Annotated in this window: 7 protein-coding genes and 2 pseudogenes; 4 read left to right on the top strand and 5 right to left on the bottom strand. The window is 63.7% G+C overall.

The features are described from left to right. Positions 1-417 precede the first annotated feature (417 nt). Together METAC_RS0100765 and parS are read right to left on the bottom strand one after the other, a co-directional pair. The gene (locus METAC_RS0100765; protein ID WP_026605577.1) at positions 418-927 is read right to left on the bottom strand and encodes an RES family NAD+ phosphorylase; all 510 of its coding nucleotides are present in this window, start codon (positions 925-927) and stop codon (positions 418-420) included. After that, a complete protein-coding gene (gene parS / locus METAC_RS0100760) occupies positions 924-1,409 on the bottom strand; it encodes a type II RES/Xre toxin-antitoxin system antitoxin (RefSeq protein WP_245257385.1) in 486 nt (161 codons plus the stop codon). The genes METAC_RS0100765 and parS overlap by 4 nt, the downstream gene beginning before the upstream one ends. Positions 1,410-1,691: 282 nt before the next feature. Between parS and METAC_RS0100755 the strand changes: the two genes are divergently transcribed. After that, positions 1,692-2,246 (top strand): gamma-glutamylcyclotransferase family protein, encoded by a 555-nt coding sequence (locus METAC_RS0100755; RefSeq protein WP_026605575.1) that lies wholly within the window; start codon positions 1,692-1,694, stop codon positions 2,244-2,246. Positions 2,247-2,312: 66 nt separating this feature from the next. On the opposite strand, the gene METAC_RS26940 is transcribed toward METAC_RS0100755, so the two are convergent. Further along, positions 2,313-2,480, bottom strand: coding sequence for a type IV secretory system conjugative DNA transfer family protein (locus METAC_RS26940; RefSeq protein WP_245257391.1), 168 nt, complete (start codon positions 2,478-2,480; stop codon positions 2,313-2,315). 264 nt (positions 2,481-2,744) lie between these two features. After that, positions 2,745-2,892 (bottom strand): annotated as a pseudogene (locus tag METAC_RS27385) (HU family DNA-binding protein); the annotation flags it as partial. Between the two features lie 104 nt (positions 2,893-2,996). Between METAC_RS27385 and METAC_RS0100740 the strand changes: the two are divergent. The 3 genes and pseudogenes from METAC_RS0100740 (at position 2,997) to METAC_RS0100730 (ending at position 6,136) form a co-directional block, all read left to right on the top strand. After that, on the top strand, positions 2,997-3,209 hold the full coding sequence (locus METAC_RS0100740) for a hypothetical protein (RefSeq protein ID WP_156898049.1): 213 nt from the start codon (positions 2,997-2,999) through the stop codon (positions 3,207-3,209). Positions 3,210-3,568: 359 nt separating this feature from the next. Beyond that, positions 3,569-5,725, top strand: a pseudogene (locus METAC_RS21695) (DNA topoisomerase). A gap of 165 nt (positions 5,726-5,890) precedes the next feature. Further along, entirely contained in the window at positions 5,891-6,136 is a 246-nt protein-coding gene (locus METAC_RS0100730) for a hypothetical protein (RefSeq protein WP_026605572.1), read from the top strand. A gap of 526 nt (positions 6,137-6,662) precedes the next feature. Here the strand turns inward: METAC_RS0100730 and METAC_RS21690 are convergent. Continuing rightward, complete coding sequence (locus tag METAC_RS21690) at positions 6,663-16,682, bottom strand: hypothetical protein (RefSeq protein WP_156898048.1); 10,020 nt, start codon at positions 16,680-16,682, stop codon at positions 6,663-6,665. Between the last annotated feature and the right edge of the window lie 767 nt (positions 16,683-17,449).

Raw genomic sequence — 17,449 nt, 5'->3', positions numbered from 1 at the left:
TCATGATATATCATGAAATGTCAAGAAAGCGAGGATGGACAGCTTCTGGCGGCAGCCCCCTGCCCTGTCACATGCCGACCTCGGCGACGGCGGCGAAGGCCATGTTGAGTTTTGCACCGAGGAAATGACGCTCGACGAGGTCGAGCGGATCGTCGTGCAAGGGAGGGGCAAGTTCCATACTGCAAAATTATGCGAACCAATACAATGCGCGTAATATCAATGCGATAATCGCCATCGTCGTAAAGCCTGGTCCGCCTTCCCTCTCTGCGTCTCCCGTCCCCGCTGCGGCGTCGTGGCGCCCTGTTTCATGAACTGAATTGGCGAGTTTGCGGCCGCCGTCGCGGACGGAGTCCGTTCTTCGTGGACTTTTCCGTTGATTGGGACGCGTAATTGTTTTTTGGAGGACGAACATCCTTCTTAGGGATTGCGCGGCGGATGCAGACTCGTATCGAGGGCGAAAGGCTCTTGGGACCTAAGGGCGTAGGCCCCAGCCGCTGTCGTTCCGACGAAAATCAGGCTCCAGCTATAGGTCGATACCGCGCTTGGGATCAGGACGAACTTGTGCCGAACAAGCAGCGCGTCGCCGAAGGCTTGCTGGCCGGCGCTGGGAATGCCCGGCCTCAGCCAATTTGGGTTTGGAACGGCCGCCGACTCCACGATGTGAACACTTGACGGCTCGGTTATGGTCACCGCTGTGAGGACGTGCGGAACCGTGTCCAGCGCCTTGAAGCCCTTGTGCACAGCGACTTCGAGGATCGCCGTCGCCGGGTCGATGGAGCAGTAGACCGCCCGCAGGCCCCTGCTGTTCCAGTGGCCGCCGACCCGATAGGCGCCTTCGCCACTGTCCCAGGCCGCGCGAAATGTCGCCTGTTCCAGCCGCCAGGCTACAAGCTCGCCGCCGCCAAGCGCCGCCGGAAGCGGGGTCACACGTAAACGCCGTACTCGAGACGCTCCAAGAAATCCTCGACCATCTCCACGCCGGCGGGCGTCGCCAAAAGATCAATCGGACGTCGCTGATTCAATCCCATGGCGGGACGCTCGAGCCATTGCTCCGCTTCTTCCTGCGACCCGAGCACCGCCGTCGCCTTGGCGAGGATCTCGGCGAACTTCCAGGTGCGCCCGCTCTGCTCTTGGCTGAGCGGCTTTCCGGGCGCATCCTTGCGGCGCTGAAAGGTGCGCAGGCTCATCCCGACAGCCTTCTCGAAGGCGCCAGTCCTCCCCAGGACCACGAGGTTGTGGATGAGGTGGCTGAGCGCCTTTCCCGGCAGCCCCTGGAGAAGCATCTCGTGGGCGTCGAGCGGGTTCTTCAGCTTGCGCCGAAGGATCCGGGATCCGCCCAGCAGGTCCGCCACACGCTGAAGCTCCACGGCTTCGGACGTGGGCGTCTCATGTTCAATCAGCTCCGCCACGAAAGGTCCTCTGACATCTGTCGTGTTTAATATGACAGATGACGCTGAAAGTTTCAAGGCGGCGCAGAACTTCTGCAACGGGACAGAGACGCAAAACGCGAGCGGTTCTTCAAGCCACGCGAATGAAAAAGATCCATTTTCAGCGCTTCTTCGGGCGTCCGAAGATTTTTCATGCTTGCCTCGACCCCGACCGGAGTGAACCCCGGCGGAGCGCGATGAAGTCCATGCTGCGACGACCCCGGTGGGTTTCCAAGGCGCCAGACCCTAAGCTAGAAGACGACCATGCGAATTCGATGGCGAACGCTGACGGCGAAATCCTGGATCGCGTCCCGATGGGTCTATCGGCTCCATGATTTGGAGCGGGTCGGACGTCCTTCGGATCGAGCGTGGTACTTCGCCTATGGCTCGAACATGCACGAGCGCGTCTTTCTTGATCGCCGCGGAATGCGGCCGCTGGAATCGCGGATCGGCAGGCTCGAGGGTTACCGGCTGCGGTTCAATCTCGACGGAAGGCCCAAAGGAAAAGCGGCTCCGGCGAACATCTGCGCGGATGCGTCCGCGGAAGTATGGGGCGTCCTCTATCAAATTACGGGCCGGGACATGCTTCACCTCAACGCGACGGAAGGCCTGCCGGGCGGGAGATATCATCCGAATTGGCTGAACGTCGAAGACGCCAACGGACGGTTGGTGAAGGCGATGACCTATATAGCCGAGGGAAACGCCAATGACGGACACCCGTCCTTGCGCTATCTTTCGCTCTTACGCGAGGGAGCGCGAGCGCACGGCCTGCCTGAAGCGTGGGTCCGGTACCTCGATAGCGTCGAGCCCGCCGTATGATTTAGGGCGCATTCTCCTTAAGCTGATGGGCCCGCGCCCGCAAAAGCTGCGCGGCCGCTCTCCCCCTCAGGCCTTGGTAAGCGTCTGGTCCTCGCCTTTGATGTCGTGGACGATCGCGGAGCCCGTCCGAGTCAAAAGCGACGCGGCCACGAGGCCAACGTCCTTGCCGGATCGGGGCGGGGCGAAACACAGAATGCGTTCCCGCCCATCATGGCGGAGATAGTTGCGCTTCAAGCTGCCCTGGACGACGCCGTCCAAGCTGAGCAGACCAGACCCTAGCGCACTTCATCTCGCTGGGCGGCGCGCCCATCTCGCCGAAACCTCAGGTCTTGACGTGCTTCGCCTCGCAGGGCGCGCCGGACCGACATTCCGATGGCAGCCATGATTGAGATGAACCAGCCGGATGCGGCGATTTAGGCGCCCTCGACGAAGATCGATGGAGCGTCGGCGTCTTGCCTCCAGAAGAATGCGGCCAGCGGATAAACAGGCGCGCCCCACCTACCTTGCGACCCTGAAGGCGACCTTTTGTCGCGCATTGATCTTGATGGGTTCGCTGGCGGCCGGATTGCGGCCCGTTCGCGCTGCGCTTCTTGACTTGGAGAATTCCTAGTCCGCTCAACCTGACATTGGCGCCCTTCGTCATGTGTGAGATTCACGCCGATCCGATTCTGCTCTTCTTAGATCGCCTTGCGGCGCACAGTTTGCTTCGCGTCATTGAAAGGCCGGCGCGAGGCCGAGGAAAGGCCCGAAGTGAGCCAAGATCAATTTGTTGTCGAAGCGGCCGACGAAACGCTTATTCGCATTTGCGATTTATCGACAAGCGCCCGATTTTTATTCGCGATCAAAGACAGAAAATTTGACTGTGTACCCGGCGTCAAAGCAAATCCGCTTGGCTTTGCGGGACGAAATCAGGCCCGTTCATTTGCTCTGGAAGAGGCTCGCAAACGAGGCCTGATAGATTAAGAGGCGGCGCCAGAGGAGTCCGACCGAAGGGCGCGAGGCTACGTATGATCCAGAGATAGATCAAATGCGCCGGCTCAACGGACGCCACCGCTCGGAATTGTCGGCCCGTGCCTACGCGCGCGGTAAAGCCGCCTATGTGACGTATGAACACGATCCTATAGTCGTTCCCGGTCGCCTGACCCCAGGGGGCGTCCCTATCATCCAAGGAAACTCATGGCCTATGCTGGGGGTAAAATCGTTTCGGACACACGCCCGGAGGACAGCTTCGGTCCCGATGGGGCCTCTGCTACGCAATTTTGTTCTTTCTTCGTTCTCATCAACGGGCTAGGCTGCAATCGGCTTTCGATGCGGCGTGAGCCATGGCGACTTTGATCATTACAGAAAAGGCCAGCCAAGCGCGGGATCTCCGCGCGGCGCTTGGCGCGCGGTTCGGAGAAATCCTTCCCGCCGAAGGCCACCTCCTCCGTCTGGCCGAGCCAGAGGAGGTCAATAGCGCCTGGAAGAGCTGGTCCTGCGACGTGCTCAAGCCCGATGGGCTATATCCTACCCGCCCGTCCAAGGAGGGCAATAAGCCGACGAAACTCAAGGCCATCGCCGCGGCGCTGAGGACCTGCGACGAAGTCATCCTGGCGACAGATTGCGATCGGGAAGGTCAGCTGATCGGGCAGGAAATCCTTGATCATGTCGGTTATCGCGGCCGGGTGCAGCGGGCTCTGTTCACGGCGCAAGATCCGAAGACGCTGCAGCAAGCCTTCGCCCGGCTGAAGCCAAACGCGGAGATGCGACCGCTTTATGAGGCGGCGGTGGCGCGCCAGCAGGCGGACCAGATCTTCAATCTTTCGCTCACCCGGACCGCGACGAAAACTTTGCTCGCGCCTGGGGTGCGCGGCGTGATCGGAATCGGCCGGGTCAAAACGCCGACGCTGGCCATTGTCTGCCTGCGCGAGCAGGAAATCCGCAACTTCCGGCCCGAGGATTATTTTGAGGTTGTCGCTACTGCGACCGTCGCGGGCGGCAGCTTCCTGATGCGCTGCGCCCCTCCCGCCAAAGCGAGGATCAAGGTGCGTCTTCGCGCCGAAGCGATCGCAAAGGCCGCGGCCGGACATCAGGGGCCATTATCGGTTGCGGTTGACGAAAAGCGGCAGGCGCCGCCGCGCCTGTTCGATCTTCCATCCTTGCAGAAGACCTGCGGCCAGCGCTGGGGCTGGACGGCCGACAAGACGCTTTCCGTGGCGCAGGAGCTCTATGACGGCGAGGGCAAGAAGCTGATCACCTATCCGCGCGCGTAAGCGCGCTACCTGACCGAAAATCAGATCAGCGACGCGCCTTCGATTGTCGCCGCGTTGACTCAACTGCGCGGTTTCGCTCACCTCGAAATCGCCCCGCCGGTGATCCGCCGCGGCAAGTCCGGCCACTTCTGCGACAAAGCGCTCGAGGGCGTGTCGCATCATGCCGTCGTTCCCAATGTCAACGTTCTGGACGACCTCGAAACACGCCTGACGCGCCTCAACGATGACGAAAAGCGGTTGTTCGCGCTCATCTGCCGCTCCTACTTGGCCGCCGTGATGCTCGATTACGAATATAGGCAGACGGTCGTCACGTTATCGGTTCCGGTTCCCGAGGGCAGCCCGGCGGAATTCCGGGCTGTGGGGCGCATTCCCTTGCGGCTCGGCTGGAAGGCCGTTTATCAGGCGGCTGATCTGGACAGTGAGGCGGAGGACGAGCAAACTTTGCCATCTCTTAGTGACGGAGAAACTGCCGTCCTGTCCGATGCGCGGGTCGAAGCGAAAAGAACTCAGCCTCCGCCCCGCTACAATGAGGGCACGCTGGTGGACGCCATGCAAAACGCCTGGCGATTTGTCGAAGACCCTGCCCTTCGCGATCGGCTCAAGGAAGCCAAGGGCATTGGCACTCCCGCGACCCGGGCTGAAATCATCAAGGGTTTGAAGCGTCAGAACTTGTTGGCTGCGGAGGGAAAGCTGGTCCTGCCGACCCCTGCGGGACTTCAGCTTTTTGAACTCTTGCGCGGCGCGGCGCCTGCGCTAGTAGATCCTGGGACGACGGCTTTATGGGAGATGCGGCTGGACGAGGTCGTCACCGGGAGAGCTGACTTTCGCGCCGTGATCGACGGCATCGCGGACGCGGCCCTCGAGTTGATTAAGGCATCGCTCGGACCATCGAGCGGAGCGGTCGATTTGACGGTTCCCGCGCCAGCTCTTCGATCGGGCCGTCGACGGCCCGGCGGACAAGGCGCTAGCCCCGCCGCGGTGAAGGAGGCTAAGCCGGTCGGAAGTCGTCTCGCGACGAAGGTTAGACGGCCGCTAACGAGGAAACCCAAGACGTCTCCCATTCCCGTCTCCGATGCGGAAGTTAAGCCGACCGCGGCGGCGCCGACCGCCAAAATGGTCGCCTATGCGCAAAGCCTTGCGCGTAGCAAGAACCTTCCCCTGCCCGCAGGCTATGACCGCGATTTTAAGGCGTGCCGCCGGTTTCTTGACGAGCACGCGCGGGAATAAAGCCATTGCTTCTGGCCTATTGACAGGAATTTGATGTCTGCGTCTGAACGTGGCGTCTTTTGGGCGGACGCTCGTCTGGGCCGTTCGATGGGGCCTAGCGCCTACAGCGCGTTCGCATTAACTTGGCAGCCGAGCCATGTCGTTGGATTGCAGAAGGGGTGACCTATGCCAAATCCAAGCGTCCCGGAAGCTGCTGCGATCGAAGCTGCGTACGAAGATCAGGTGAAGACGTTGTATAAGGTTCTGGTCGCCAACCTCATCGATGAACCGGATTCGCAGGAGAGCGATCAACTGAGCGTCGACAAGTTCAAGGTAGGCCTCAGAATTGCGAAGCGAGCGAGGGAATTGGCTCTGAATGCGCTCGATGGCGCCGCGCCCGTGAAAATTACTTCGACGCGGAAGAAGAAATAAGCGCCGTTCGATCTCGACAAAGTTTGACTCCTGCGAGGCCGAGCGTTTGGCATCATACATATCAAGGCGGCGGGATCAGCCCCAGGTTGTGTCTTGGGTTTGCGCCCAGCTCGTAACGCGTCGGCGAGCGCGCGCTGCATGTGCTGTCGCGCGAGATCGCAGCGCCCTCCAACCAGATTTTGCGCTTCCTGCCGCGCCCAATCCAGCATTCCGATCCGCGCCTCAAGCGCGCCATGTTCGGCCGTGCTGGCATCGAATTGTTGCCAGCGAGGATGATGCCCTCAATTAGTCGCCGCTCCACATAAAATGACGAAGACCCTCATCAAATGCCATCTGGCAAAGACGGCGGGGGATTGAAGATTGCCAGTGACTTGGCGGGGGGTGGGCTGGCATTTGCCATTTCCCGCCAGAATCTGCTCCTGACTTCGCTTGAGCTTGACGGAGCGTTCAGCCCGATTTCCCCTGTGCGTATATTTTGGACGTTTCGTTACTACTGGCCTTTCTCCCGGCAAGACCAGCCAAGTGTCTACCATGCGATCTTTACGCCGCCGGTACCCGCGACGGTCTCTCCTTTTCCTGAGAAATCGCCAATGAAGTTGGTGAATAACGCAAAATTGCTTGTTAGGTCGAGTTTGAGCCCCGCATTGACGCGTGCGGAATCGCGCGGCGCGAGGGCTCCATTTACCGAGAAATAGAAGCCAGGGGCCGCCAGGAACGCCGCCTGGATCGGTCTGTAGACCTCGAATTCGTGCATCCATGAGACCTGAAGCGATGTCGAAAGCGTCATGTTGCTCGGCAAGGCGAAGTCAGTCTCGAACTTTGCGCCGAGGAAGCTGGGCAACGAGGCAATCGTCTTGTCAGCGAAGGTGAGCCCAATCGCGCTTGGCTGGTGGTCCGCTGTTTCCGAGAAGCCGTGCATATTCAAACTGTCGAATTGAAAAGCAAGAAATGGAGTGACGTTCACCGCAGCGAAAGAGGTCTTCCAGCCCGCCTCGATCCGGCCGCTGAACGAGTCGGCGCGAAAATTTCCGATCAGATTCTCGGCGAATCCTGGCACTGGGACGATCGGCGCGTTCGTGCCCGGGATCATCGCGAAACGCCTCTCGTTCACATCGGACCAGTTGTAGGCGAAAACCGCGCTCGTATAGAACGACCCGGCGCGTCCCGCGCCATAAAGGGCGACATGACCGGTCTGCAATGAGCCGCTGGTTGCCCGGTCGGCTACGCCAAAGCCTGACGATCCGGCACCTGCCGCGAAGCCGATAAGGGCTTCAGGACGGAGTTGGTAGTCGAGCCCCGCTGAAATGCCGGATCCATTGTCCCGCAATGTCGCCGACCCAAGCGGAAGCTCCCCGCTGACTCGGGAACCGGCCCCGTAGCCGGCAAACCAAGCGCGCCAGGTCCGTTGCTCACAAGGGCGCGGCGCCTTCAACGTGTCGTAGGGCTCCTGCGCGGTGTCGCCCGACGGATAGGGCCAACTGTGCCGCTCGCACAGGGTGACGCCGCTCGGATCGACCTTATGATCGGAGAGCCAGAAATCCGTCTGTTGCATCACTGAGGACACGAAGAGGTCGTCAGCTTGGAAAGCCGTCTGCTCGAAACCGGAAACGCCTTCGCCTGAAAGGGAATCGTAGACCGCGCCGAGCGCCGCGACCGTGGGTTGGTAGAACAATGCCGCGGCGATCGGCACAAAGGCAGGGGAGCTGCGCGCTGTCTGGATTGCATTGACCGCGTAACCGACCGAATGCTCGTTGAGCGTTAGGCCCGCCGGCGAGAAGTTGATCGCGTAGTCGAGGTTGATGTCGGTTGGTGTATAGGCGAGGCCATAGGTGGCGACCGCCGTCGGCACAGAGGTCAGACCGAGCCCCGGATGAGTTTCCCCGCCTTCAGCATGCAGGATCGTCACGACATGGGAGCCAGGCACCGCCAAGCCGGGATTGAGGATGTTGACGTTGACTGCTCCGCCGACGGTCGCTTGCCCGCCGATTAGCCCGGTCTGCAGCACATTGATCCGATCCGACGTCTGGTCCTTGAATTCGAGATCCAGTCCATAAACCCCGGTCGGCGTTTGAAGGAAGTTGCCGGTCACATTGGTCGTCAACTCATTTAGATAGGCGCCGGGCGAGATCAGCCCGTCGTTCTGGAGCAAATTGGCGCCGCCGAGCCAGACGATGGCGCCCGAATTGAAGATGCCCGTCGTCAGGAAATTATCTGTAGTCGCTTCATTGTGGAAGGAATTGGCGCCGGCCGACAAATCGACCGAGCCATCGACGCGGCCGAAATTATCGACAGCATCGTCGCCGAGGCCGCCGGTGACGGTAAAGCCTGCGACGCCTGAAACGGTCGTCAGATAGCCATGGTTGGTCAGCTTGTTCGCCGCGCCGCCAATGAAGCGCACGGCGTTGGCGGGTTCATCGCCATTGCCGGGCGTGCCGCCCGAGCCGACGCCGCCGGCGACGATAGCGCCGGTCGCGACCGTGACAATGATGGGGCCGCCGCGCCCGGTCGCATCTGTAGAGGCCACGACAATTCCGGTGGAGTTTACGCCTAGCGCCATGATATTCGCGGTGGCGTCGACCTCGACGGCGCCGGCCGTGCCGGCGGCGCCCACGCTGCCGGCAAAGGAGCCGAACGTCGGCAAGGCAGTCGCAAATTCGCCTGCGCCGACCATGCCGCCGCCACCGCCGACCGACTGGGCGATGACGCCATGCGCGCCGGCGCCCGTCGTTTTGATGGCGGCCTGGACCTTAACGGTCACGTCGCCGCCATTGCCGCCGGCGCTGCCCGCGCCAGCCTGCACATTCAGCGCTAGCAGCGGTCCGTCGAACGCCTCGACGAAGCCGCCGCCGCCGCCGATCGACTGCGCCAGAATCGCATGCGCGCCCTCGCCGCTGGTTGTGATCGCAGCGGCGGATGACAGCGTCACCAGCCCGCCATTGCCGCCGGCGCCGCCGCTTGCGCCCAGGATCACCGGACCTACGCCGGACACGCCATAGGCCTGCGCTGTTCCACCGCCGCCGCCGATCGACTGGGCGATGATACCGAGCGCGCCCGCCTTCGTCGTCAGGATCGTGCTTTGATTGCCGAGGACGACGGACGAGCCATTGCCTGCCGCGCCGGCGGCGGCGCCGACAACGAAGCCCGCCAGGGCCGGCTTCTGTGCGCCGTCGCTGACGAAGCCGGCGAGCCCTCCGCCCGCGCCGATCGCCTGAGCGACGATCGCGTCCGAGAGCAGCCCATCCGTGCCTATCGTTCCGCTGTTGATCGCCCAGGTCGATCCGTTCGTGGGATCAGCGTTTCCGCCGACGCCGCCGGTCGAGCCCAGCTGGAACTGCACGCCAGAAGCGCTGATGCCGGACGAGGCGGTCACGGCGCCAAAGCCGCCGCCGCCGCCGATGGTTTGGCCGATGACGGCCGGCGCGAAACGTCCGAGCGTCGTGATCTGGCCGCCGCTCGTCAGCGTCAGCGGGCCGCCATTGGCGACGCCCGTCTCGGAACCGCCGAGCGTAAGCGTGACATGTCCCGCTGTTCCGCTCACGACGCCGAACGCATAAAGCGCACTGCCGCCGCCGCCGCCGATGGATTGGCCAAGCAGGCCGACCGCCGCGTCGCCGCTGGCTGGCGTCGCCGCGTCGCCGCCGGTTTGAATGAGGGACGCGGTGTTGGCGACGACCGCGGATCCGCCGGAACGTCCTCCAGCGCCGCTGGCGCTGCCGCCCACGGTCAGCGAAAGCGGTCCAGCCGCCGTGAAAGTCACGTCGCCTGTGACGCCGGACGTGCCGCCGCCGCCGCCGATCGACTGGCCGGCGAATCCGATCGAACCGGCGCCGGTCGTCCCGATCACATTCGCGTTTTGCGCATTGAGCGGATTGCCGTCGCCGGAAATCGTGCCCGAGGAGCCGACGTTTTGCGCACTGCCCAGAATGCCGATCGTCAGGGGATCGGGGACGGACAGGGCGCCATTGCCGCCGCCGCCGCCAATCGCCTGGGACAAAAGGCCGTAGGAGAGATCGCCGCCAGTCAGGATCGTGCCGCCGGAAATCTGCACGAGCACCGGTCCATTGGCGCCTTGCGTCCCTGCGCCGCCGCCGCCGACCTGAAGCGCCGATCCATCAAGGGAGCCGTCCTGCGCCGAGACGGAGAACGCGCCATTGCCGCCGCCGCCGCCGATGGATTGCGCAATGACCGCGACAGAATCCGCGCTAAGAGTCTGGATCGAGCCGGTGCTGATCACCGTCACCTTGCCGCCGTCTCCGCCCGCGCCGGCGCCGCCGACCGTGTTTGTCAATTGTCCGCCGCTGGTGAAATTCAAAGCGCCGCTGAACCCGCCAGCGCCGCCACCGCCGCCAACCGATTGCGCATAGATGCCGACTGAACCCGCGCCCTTGACGAGGATCGAGCCTGTATTCGTGACCCGGACCTCGCCGCCGTCGCCGCCCGCGCTGCCCGTGCCGCCGACGGTGGAGGTCGCCCCGCCGGAACTGGAATAGGCGCCCGCCACGCTGATGCCGCCGCTGCCGCCGCCGCCGCCGATCGACTGGGCATAAATGCCGTAGGACAAGGCCTTGTCGGTCTGAATGGAGCCGTCGTTGTTCACGATGACGAGGCCGCCCGCCCCGCCCGCCCCGCCATTGCCGCCGACGCTCTGCGCCATGCCATTGCCGCTGCCGGCGACGCCGCCGGAAATCGAAAATGCACCGTCGCCGCCGCCGCCGCCGATCGATTGGGCGAGGATGCCGGTCGAATTGGCCTCGAACGTGTGGATCACGGCGCCAAGGTGATTGGTGACTGTGACCGTGCTGGACGCTGCTCCGACGCCGCCGCTGTCGCCGCCGACCGAATTATTGACCTCGCCGCCGCTTGAGAAGCTGAGTCCGCCGGCAAAGCCGCCCGCGCCGCCGCCGCCGGCAACCGATTGTGCCAGAATGCCGACGCTGCTGGCGCCCTTCGTAACGATCTGATCGAAATTATCGACGGTCACGGCGGACGCCGCGCCGCCTGCGCCGCCCGCGCCGCCGCCAACTGTCGATTTCGCATCGCCGCCAAGGCTCACATTGGCGGCCGCCGAGAAGCCGCCATTGCCGCCGCCGCCGCCGATCGATTGCGCGATGATGCCATGGGCCATCGCGCCGTTGGTGGTGATCGCGCCGCCAAGATTATTGGCGACGATCACGACTCCGCCCTTGCCCGCCGCGCCGCCATTGCCGCCCGTGCCCAGGACTTCCGTGCTCGCCTGCGTGGATAAAGAGCCGGTCAGCGCGAAGGCGCCATTGCCGCCGCCGCCGCCGACCGATTGCGCAAGAATGCCGACGCCCTGATCGCCATTCGCGGTGATCGCCGCGCTATTCGTCACCTGCACCTGATCCGCGTCGCCGCCGCCGGCGCCGCTGCCGCCTACTGAATTGGTGACGGCCTTGCCGCCGGTGCTGATCGAAAGTCCGCCGGCGAAGCCGCCGTTGCCGCCGCCGCCGCCGATCGATTGCGCCAGAATGCCGATCGTGCCCGCCGCGTTGACGAAGATCGCCCCCGAATTGTCGACTGTAACCTTCCCGCCGTTCGATCCCGCGCCGCCCTGACCGCCTGTCGTGTTGGTCGTCGCGTCGCCGTTGAGATTCAGCGTCCCGCCGATCGCGAAACCGCCATTGCCACCGCCGCCGCCGATCGATTGCGCGATGATGCCGTCAGAGAGCAGTCCAAAGGTTGCGATCGTGCCGCGGTTGGTGACCTGAACCTCGCCGCCCGCGCCGCCGCCCGCCCCCGTGCCGCCGACGGAGTCGGTCGAACCCTTGGCGTCCGAGCCATTGGTGAAGCTCGCGCCGATGGTGAAGCCGCCATTCCCGCCGCCGCCGCCGACCGATTGTGCAAGAATGCCCGACGCATTGTCGCCGAAGGTCACGATCTGGCTGCCGATCAACGTGTCAACCGTAACTTTTTGCCCGTCTGATCCCGCGCCGCCCTTGCCACCGATGGTGTTAGTCGCGGCGTCGCCGCCCGTCGACAGAGAGATCGCGCCGGAGACGCCGCCGCTGCCGCCGCCGCCGCCGATCGATTGCGCGAGGATGCCGACGGAACCGGCGCCGCTGAGGGCGTTGACGAAGACGCCTCCAACGAAATTGGCGGTTCCTGTCATGATCAAGCCGCCGCTATTCACCGTGACGTTTCCGGCGAGATTGCCGCCGCCGGCGCCGCCGCCGGTCGCATTGGCCTTCACGTCCTTGTCGATGGAGAGTGCGCCCGAAATTGCGAAGGCGCCATTGCCGCCGCCGCCGCCGACGGACTGGGCGAAGATGCCAACCGACATATCGCCGGTGGTGGTGATCGCGCTGGTCGAATTGTCGACGTAATTGCTGACGACCTTGACGTCTCCGGCGGTGTTGCCCGCGCCGCCGTCGCCGCCAACTGTCTGCGCTTTGGCCGAGCCGCCGGAAATGGAGACTGAGCCCGCAACCGAGAAGCCGCCATTGCCGCCGCCGCCGCCGATCGACTGCGCCAGAATGGCGTCGGAGTTGTTTCCGCCCGTGGAAATGCCGCCGGAATTCGTAACGTTCACGATCCCGCCCTTTCCGCCGGCGCTGCCGGTGCCGCCAACGGTGGAAACGCTGGCGCTGTCATTGATGCTGAGGCTGCCGCCAACGGAGAAGCCGCCATTGCCGCCGCCGCCGCCGATCGACTGCGCCAGAATGCCAATGGAGCTGTCGGCGGTCGTCACAATGGAATAGCCCGGCACGGAAGAGGCCGCTGAGGCAGATGCATTGACGGTGACCTTGCCGCCGTCGTTGCCGGTCCCGCCATTGCCGCCGACCGAGTTGACGTCCGCCGATCCATTATAGGAAAGGCTTGCGCCAACGGAAAATCCGCCATTGCCGCCTCCGCCGCCGACCGATTGCGCCAGGATGCCGTCCGACAGGACGCCATGGGTCGCCACAGTGCCGATGCTAGTTACTGCAACGTCGCCGCCTGGGCTCGATGAGCCGCCATTGCCGCCGACGCTCTTTGGCGTGATCAGATTGGTTGTCGAGTTATAGGTCGCCTGGAGAAGCAACGAGAAAGCGCCATTGCCGCCTCCGCCGCCGACGCTCTGCGCGAAAATACCCGTGGAATTGGCCAGCTGCGTGGTGATGTTGCCGGTGCTCTCCACGTCGACGGCGCCGCCCTTGTTGCCGGATCCGCCATTGCCGCCGATGCTGCGCGCCACCGCCGCCCCGCCGTTTTGCAGCTGGAGAGCACCGCTGAAGCCGCCATTGCCGCCCGAGCCGCCGATCGATTGCGCGATAATGCCCGCCGACGACAAGCCCGCCGTCGAAATGTCGCCGACGCTGCCGACATGCACACTGCCGGAGGTGGCGCCGGTCCCGCCGTCTCCGCCGATGGCAAGGCTGGCGTTCAGCGAAGTGTCCGACGTCGTCAGGGTGCCCGACACGGCGAAGCCACCGTCGCCGCCGCCGCCGCCGAGAGATTGCGCGAATATGCCTGTCGACTGATCGCCTCGCGTCGCGATCACGCCTTGCGAATCGACGCTGACATCCCTGCCCTGGCCGCCATTGGCGCCGGAACCGCCCATCGACAGACTCAAGGCGCCATATTGCGCGCCGCCGGCCGCCACGGAGAATCCGCCGTTGCCGCCGCCGCCCCCAAGCGATTGTGCGAAAATGCCGTCCGACCTGCTGCCGAAGGTCGAAATGCCGCCGAAGCTGACGACCTTGACCACATCGCTATTGCCGCCCGAGCCGCCGCCACCGCCGAAACCGAGATTGACAGACACATAGGAGGAGGCGCCCGCCGCGACGGCGAAGCCGCCGGCGCCGCCGGCGCCGCCTATCGACTGCGCGAAAATGCCGTCCGACAGAGAGCCATAGGTCGTGATCTGATTGCCAAGCGTCGCCGGATTGTTGTTGTTCACGGTCACGGCCTTGCCGTCACCGCCTTTGCCGCCATTGCCGCCAAGGCCGAGGCTCAGATTGCCATAAACGCCGAAGCTGGCGGAAATCGCAAAGCCGCCGCTGCCGCCCGAGCCGCCGACGGACTCAGCGAAAATACCGTCCGAGTTGGCGCTGGCGACGCCGCTTCCCGGCACGCCAGTGGTCAGATTGCCGACGCTGGAGACATTCACCACGCCGCCATCGGCGCCGGCTCCGCCGGCGCCGCCAAACGTCAGGGCGAGACCGGCGCCGGCCGAGCCGGCGACCCCGACCGTGAAGCCGCCATTGCCGCCGCCGCCGCCAATGCTATGCGCTTCAATCGCTGAAGCATAAGCGCCATTGGTCGAAATATTCGTGGTGCTTGCGATAGTGACAGCGCCGCCGATATTTCCGGCGCCGCCGGACCCGCCAAAAGCCAAGGCGAGTGAGGCGTAGGTGGCGCCCCCGGTCGCGGAGATCGCAAAGCCGCCGTTGCCGCCGCCGCCGCCGACGGACGACGCGTCAATGCCGGCGGAATAATCGCCCACCGTCGTGATCTTGCCGGCGGAACCGACAAAGACATTGCCGCCGGTGCCGCCTGAGCCGCCGGTCCCGCCGATCGCGAGGGAAGCGCTCCCGTAGATGCCTACCGAGAATGCGCTCGCCGATCCGCCGGCGCCGCCGCCGCCGCCAACCGATTGCGCAAAGATGCCGGCCGAGCGGAAACCGTTCGTCTGAATGGTGACGGGGGCAAGGCCCGCGATCACCCCGTTGCACGCGCCATTGGCGTTGACGCAAACCGCGCCGCCACTGCCGCCTTTGGCGCCATTGCCGCCGACGGCGGCCGCCAGAAACGCACCCGCTGCGATCGCATAGCCGCCGTTGCCGCCACCGCCGCCGACGCTCTGCGCGAATATGCCGGCTGACATGCCGCCAGAGGCGGTGAGGTTGCCATTGTTATTGACCGTAACGAGATTTCCGAAGCCGCCGCCGCCGCCATTGCCGCCGACCGCAACGAGACCGGCAAACGACTTGCCGCCGTCGCCGCCGCCGCCGCCGATGGATTGCGCGAAAATGGTCGGCGCCTCAGTGCAATCGCCGCACGGGCTATGGATGATGTCGCCGCTGTTTTGAACGAGTACGGATTGACCGTTGCCCGCCTCGCCGCCGGTGCCGCCAACGCCAACCGGAGCAATGCCCAGGCCGAAACCGCCATTGCCGCCGCCGCCGCCAACCGATTGCGCATAGATGCCTGCCGCATCAATCGATTGCCCGCTTGACGGATTGAGCGAACCGCTGCCAGAGAGATTAATACGACCGGTGTTGAAGACCTGAACGACGCCGCCATCGCCGCCCGCGCCGCCCGCGCCGCCAACACCCGCCACGCCAACGCCGACGCCAATGCCGCCCGTGCCGCCGCCGCCGCCAACCGATTGCGCGAAAATACCAGACGAGAGGTCCTTCTCGAGCGTCAAGATCGCGGCATTGCTGACGATCACTTCGCCGCCCGTGCCACCGCTGGAACCTGATCCGCCAAAACCGACGATGCCGCCGCCGCCGCCGCCGGCGCCACCGCCGCCGCCAATGCTCTGGGCGAATATTGCGGTCGACCCGACGCCTGTCGTCGTGATCGCGCCACCCGTCGCCGTTACGGTGACCGGCCCGCCGTTGCCAGCGCTAGACGGGTTTCCACCAAAGGAAAACGCGCCGTACGCGCCGCCGCCCGACCCTGCGAACCCGCCAACGCTTTGCGCGAAGATGCCCACCGCATTTGTATTTTGAGTGAGAATCGTTCCTGAATTGGTGACCTGCACCGGGCTACCGCTGGCCGCGGCGGCGCCGCTCCCGCCATTGTTTACCGCACTACCGGCTGCGGTTCCGCCGTTGCCTCCAGCCCCACCGACGCTTTGCGCCCAAATGCCTGCGGCAGCACCCCCGGAGGTCGTAACATCAAGTGTATTCTTTACGGTCACCGAATTGGACGCCCCGCCATTGCCGCCGTTGCCACCGTTGCCGACAAAGCCAAGCAAAGCGTCGGCGTCGCCACCGGTCCCGCCTGCGCCACCAATGCTCAGCGCAAGAATCCCGTGATGGTTATCACCAGTTGTTGTGATAAGGCCGGATCCGCTGGTGGTAATGTTGACCGCCCCACCACTGCCGCCCGCGCCGCCTGTGCCGCCCGTTCCAAATGCAAAAAAGGGTGGCAGGAGCAGCGACGTGGCGAAATTCGTGCCGCCTGCGCCGCCGGTCCCGCCATGGCTCTCCGCATCGAGGCCGATGGCGTTGCCCGCATTTAGCTGAAAACCCGCCCCAGGGGGTGGGGCCGTGACGTTAATGGTGACGTCTCCGGCATTCGTCCCGCCATCGCCCGTACCCCCATCAATGAAGCCGACACCTATATGTCCAGATCCCGCCGTCCCGAAACTACTGGTGAGCTGCGCGCCGGTCTGGCCTACTATGTTGCTCGTCAGTCCGCTGAGATCCACTTCTGTCACTGGCGGATTAGTGAAAGTCGTGTTGACGCCCGTCAGATTGCCGGCACAATTCACCGTGCCCGTCAAAGGAGCGCACTGCGCCGCCGCGTCGCGCGGCATAAACACGGTTGGGACAAGCAGGAAAGGGGCGAGGCTCCCAGCCAGTTTCAGCATTGACCCAAAGTAGGGAGTTGGCGCCCCACGCGATAATGTTGACATGGAATGCCCCCTACTGCTAACACCCGTCGGGTCGTGATGCCGAAAGCCACATTGTTTCCGAAGGACCGCGAATATTGCCTCCGCTTTCATGGCGGAGACGGTCCATCTGTTCGTCTTATTGGTCGCCCTCGCCCGAACGATACAGGCATTTGTTCTCAGTGCTTGAACAAGGCGTCCAGCGCCTGGTCCAAGCCACGCAGATGAAATCTGTAGTGTGAATGTTTTTCCTGCACGATCTGTTAGAACGATTTGCCCCGAGGTTGTACGCCCACGAAAGGCTTTCAATTGATCGGCGGTGACGTCGTTTTCAGCGAAACAACCGGCGGGCGTACAGGTACGCTAGACCAGCGCTGCCGTACCTTATTCCCCCTTCGGCTTCGACTTTAGCTCCCGGCGTAAGATATCTCTTATAAAGCTGCATAAAGTGAGTTGACTGTTAACAAGTCAGCAAATCCCCTTAGCGGTCAAGAAGGCATGGCTATTTCGACGGCAATAGATCCTAGATGTGATATATTTGGTACACCTTGGGTGAGGGTAGGAAAGCAAGCTGTGGGCAACGCAAATGTGGTGCCCACGTGCCCACCGCAGGAGTAAAAGGCGCAGGCCAGGACTGCATAGTAGGATTTTGGAGAAGATCCTGAGCGGCTAGGGGTTTAACTGAAAATGTAGTTCAAGCGGTCCCGCTCCGGGATGAGATGCCGACTTTTGTCTCACGGCCATCG

The sequence above is a fragment of the Methylocapsa acidiphila B2 genome (assembly GCF_000427445.1).
Lineage (GTDB): Bacteria > Pseudomonadota > Alphaproteobacteria > Rhizobiales > Beijerinckiaceae > Methylocapsa > Methylocapsa acidiphila.
This window is presented reverse-complemented; position numbering and strand designations above follow the sequence as displayed.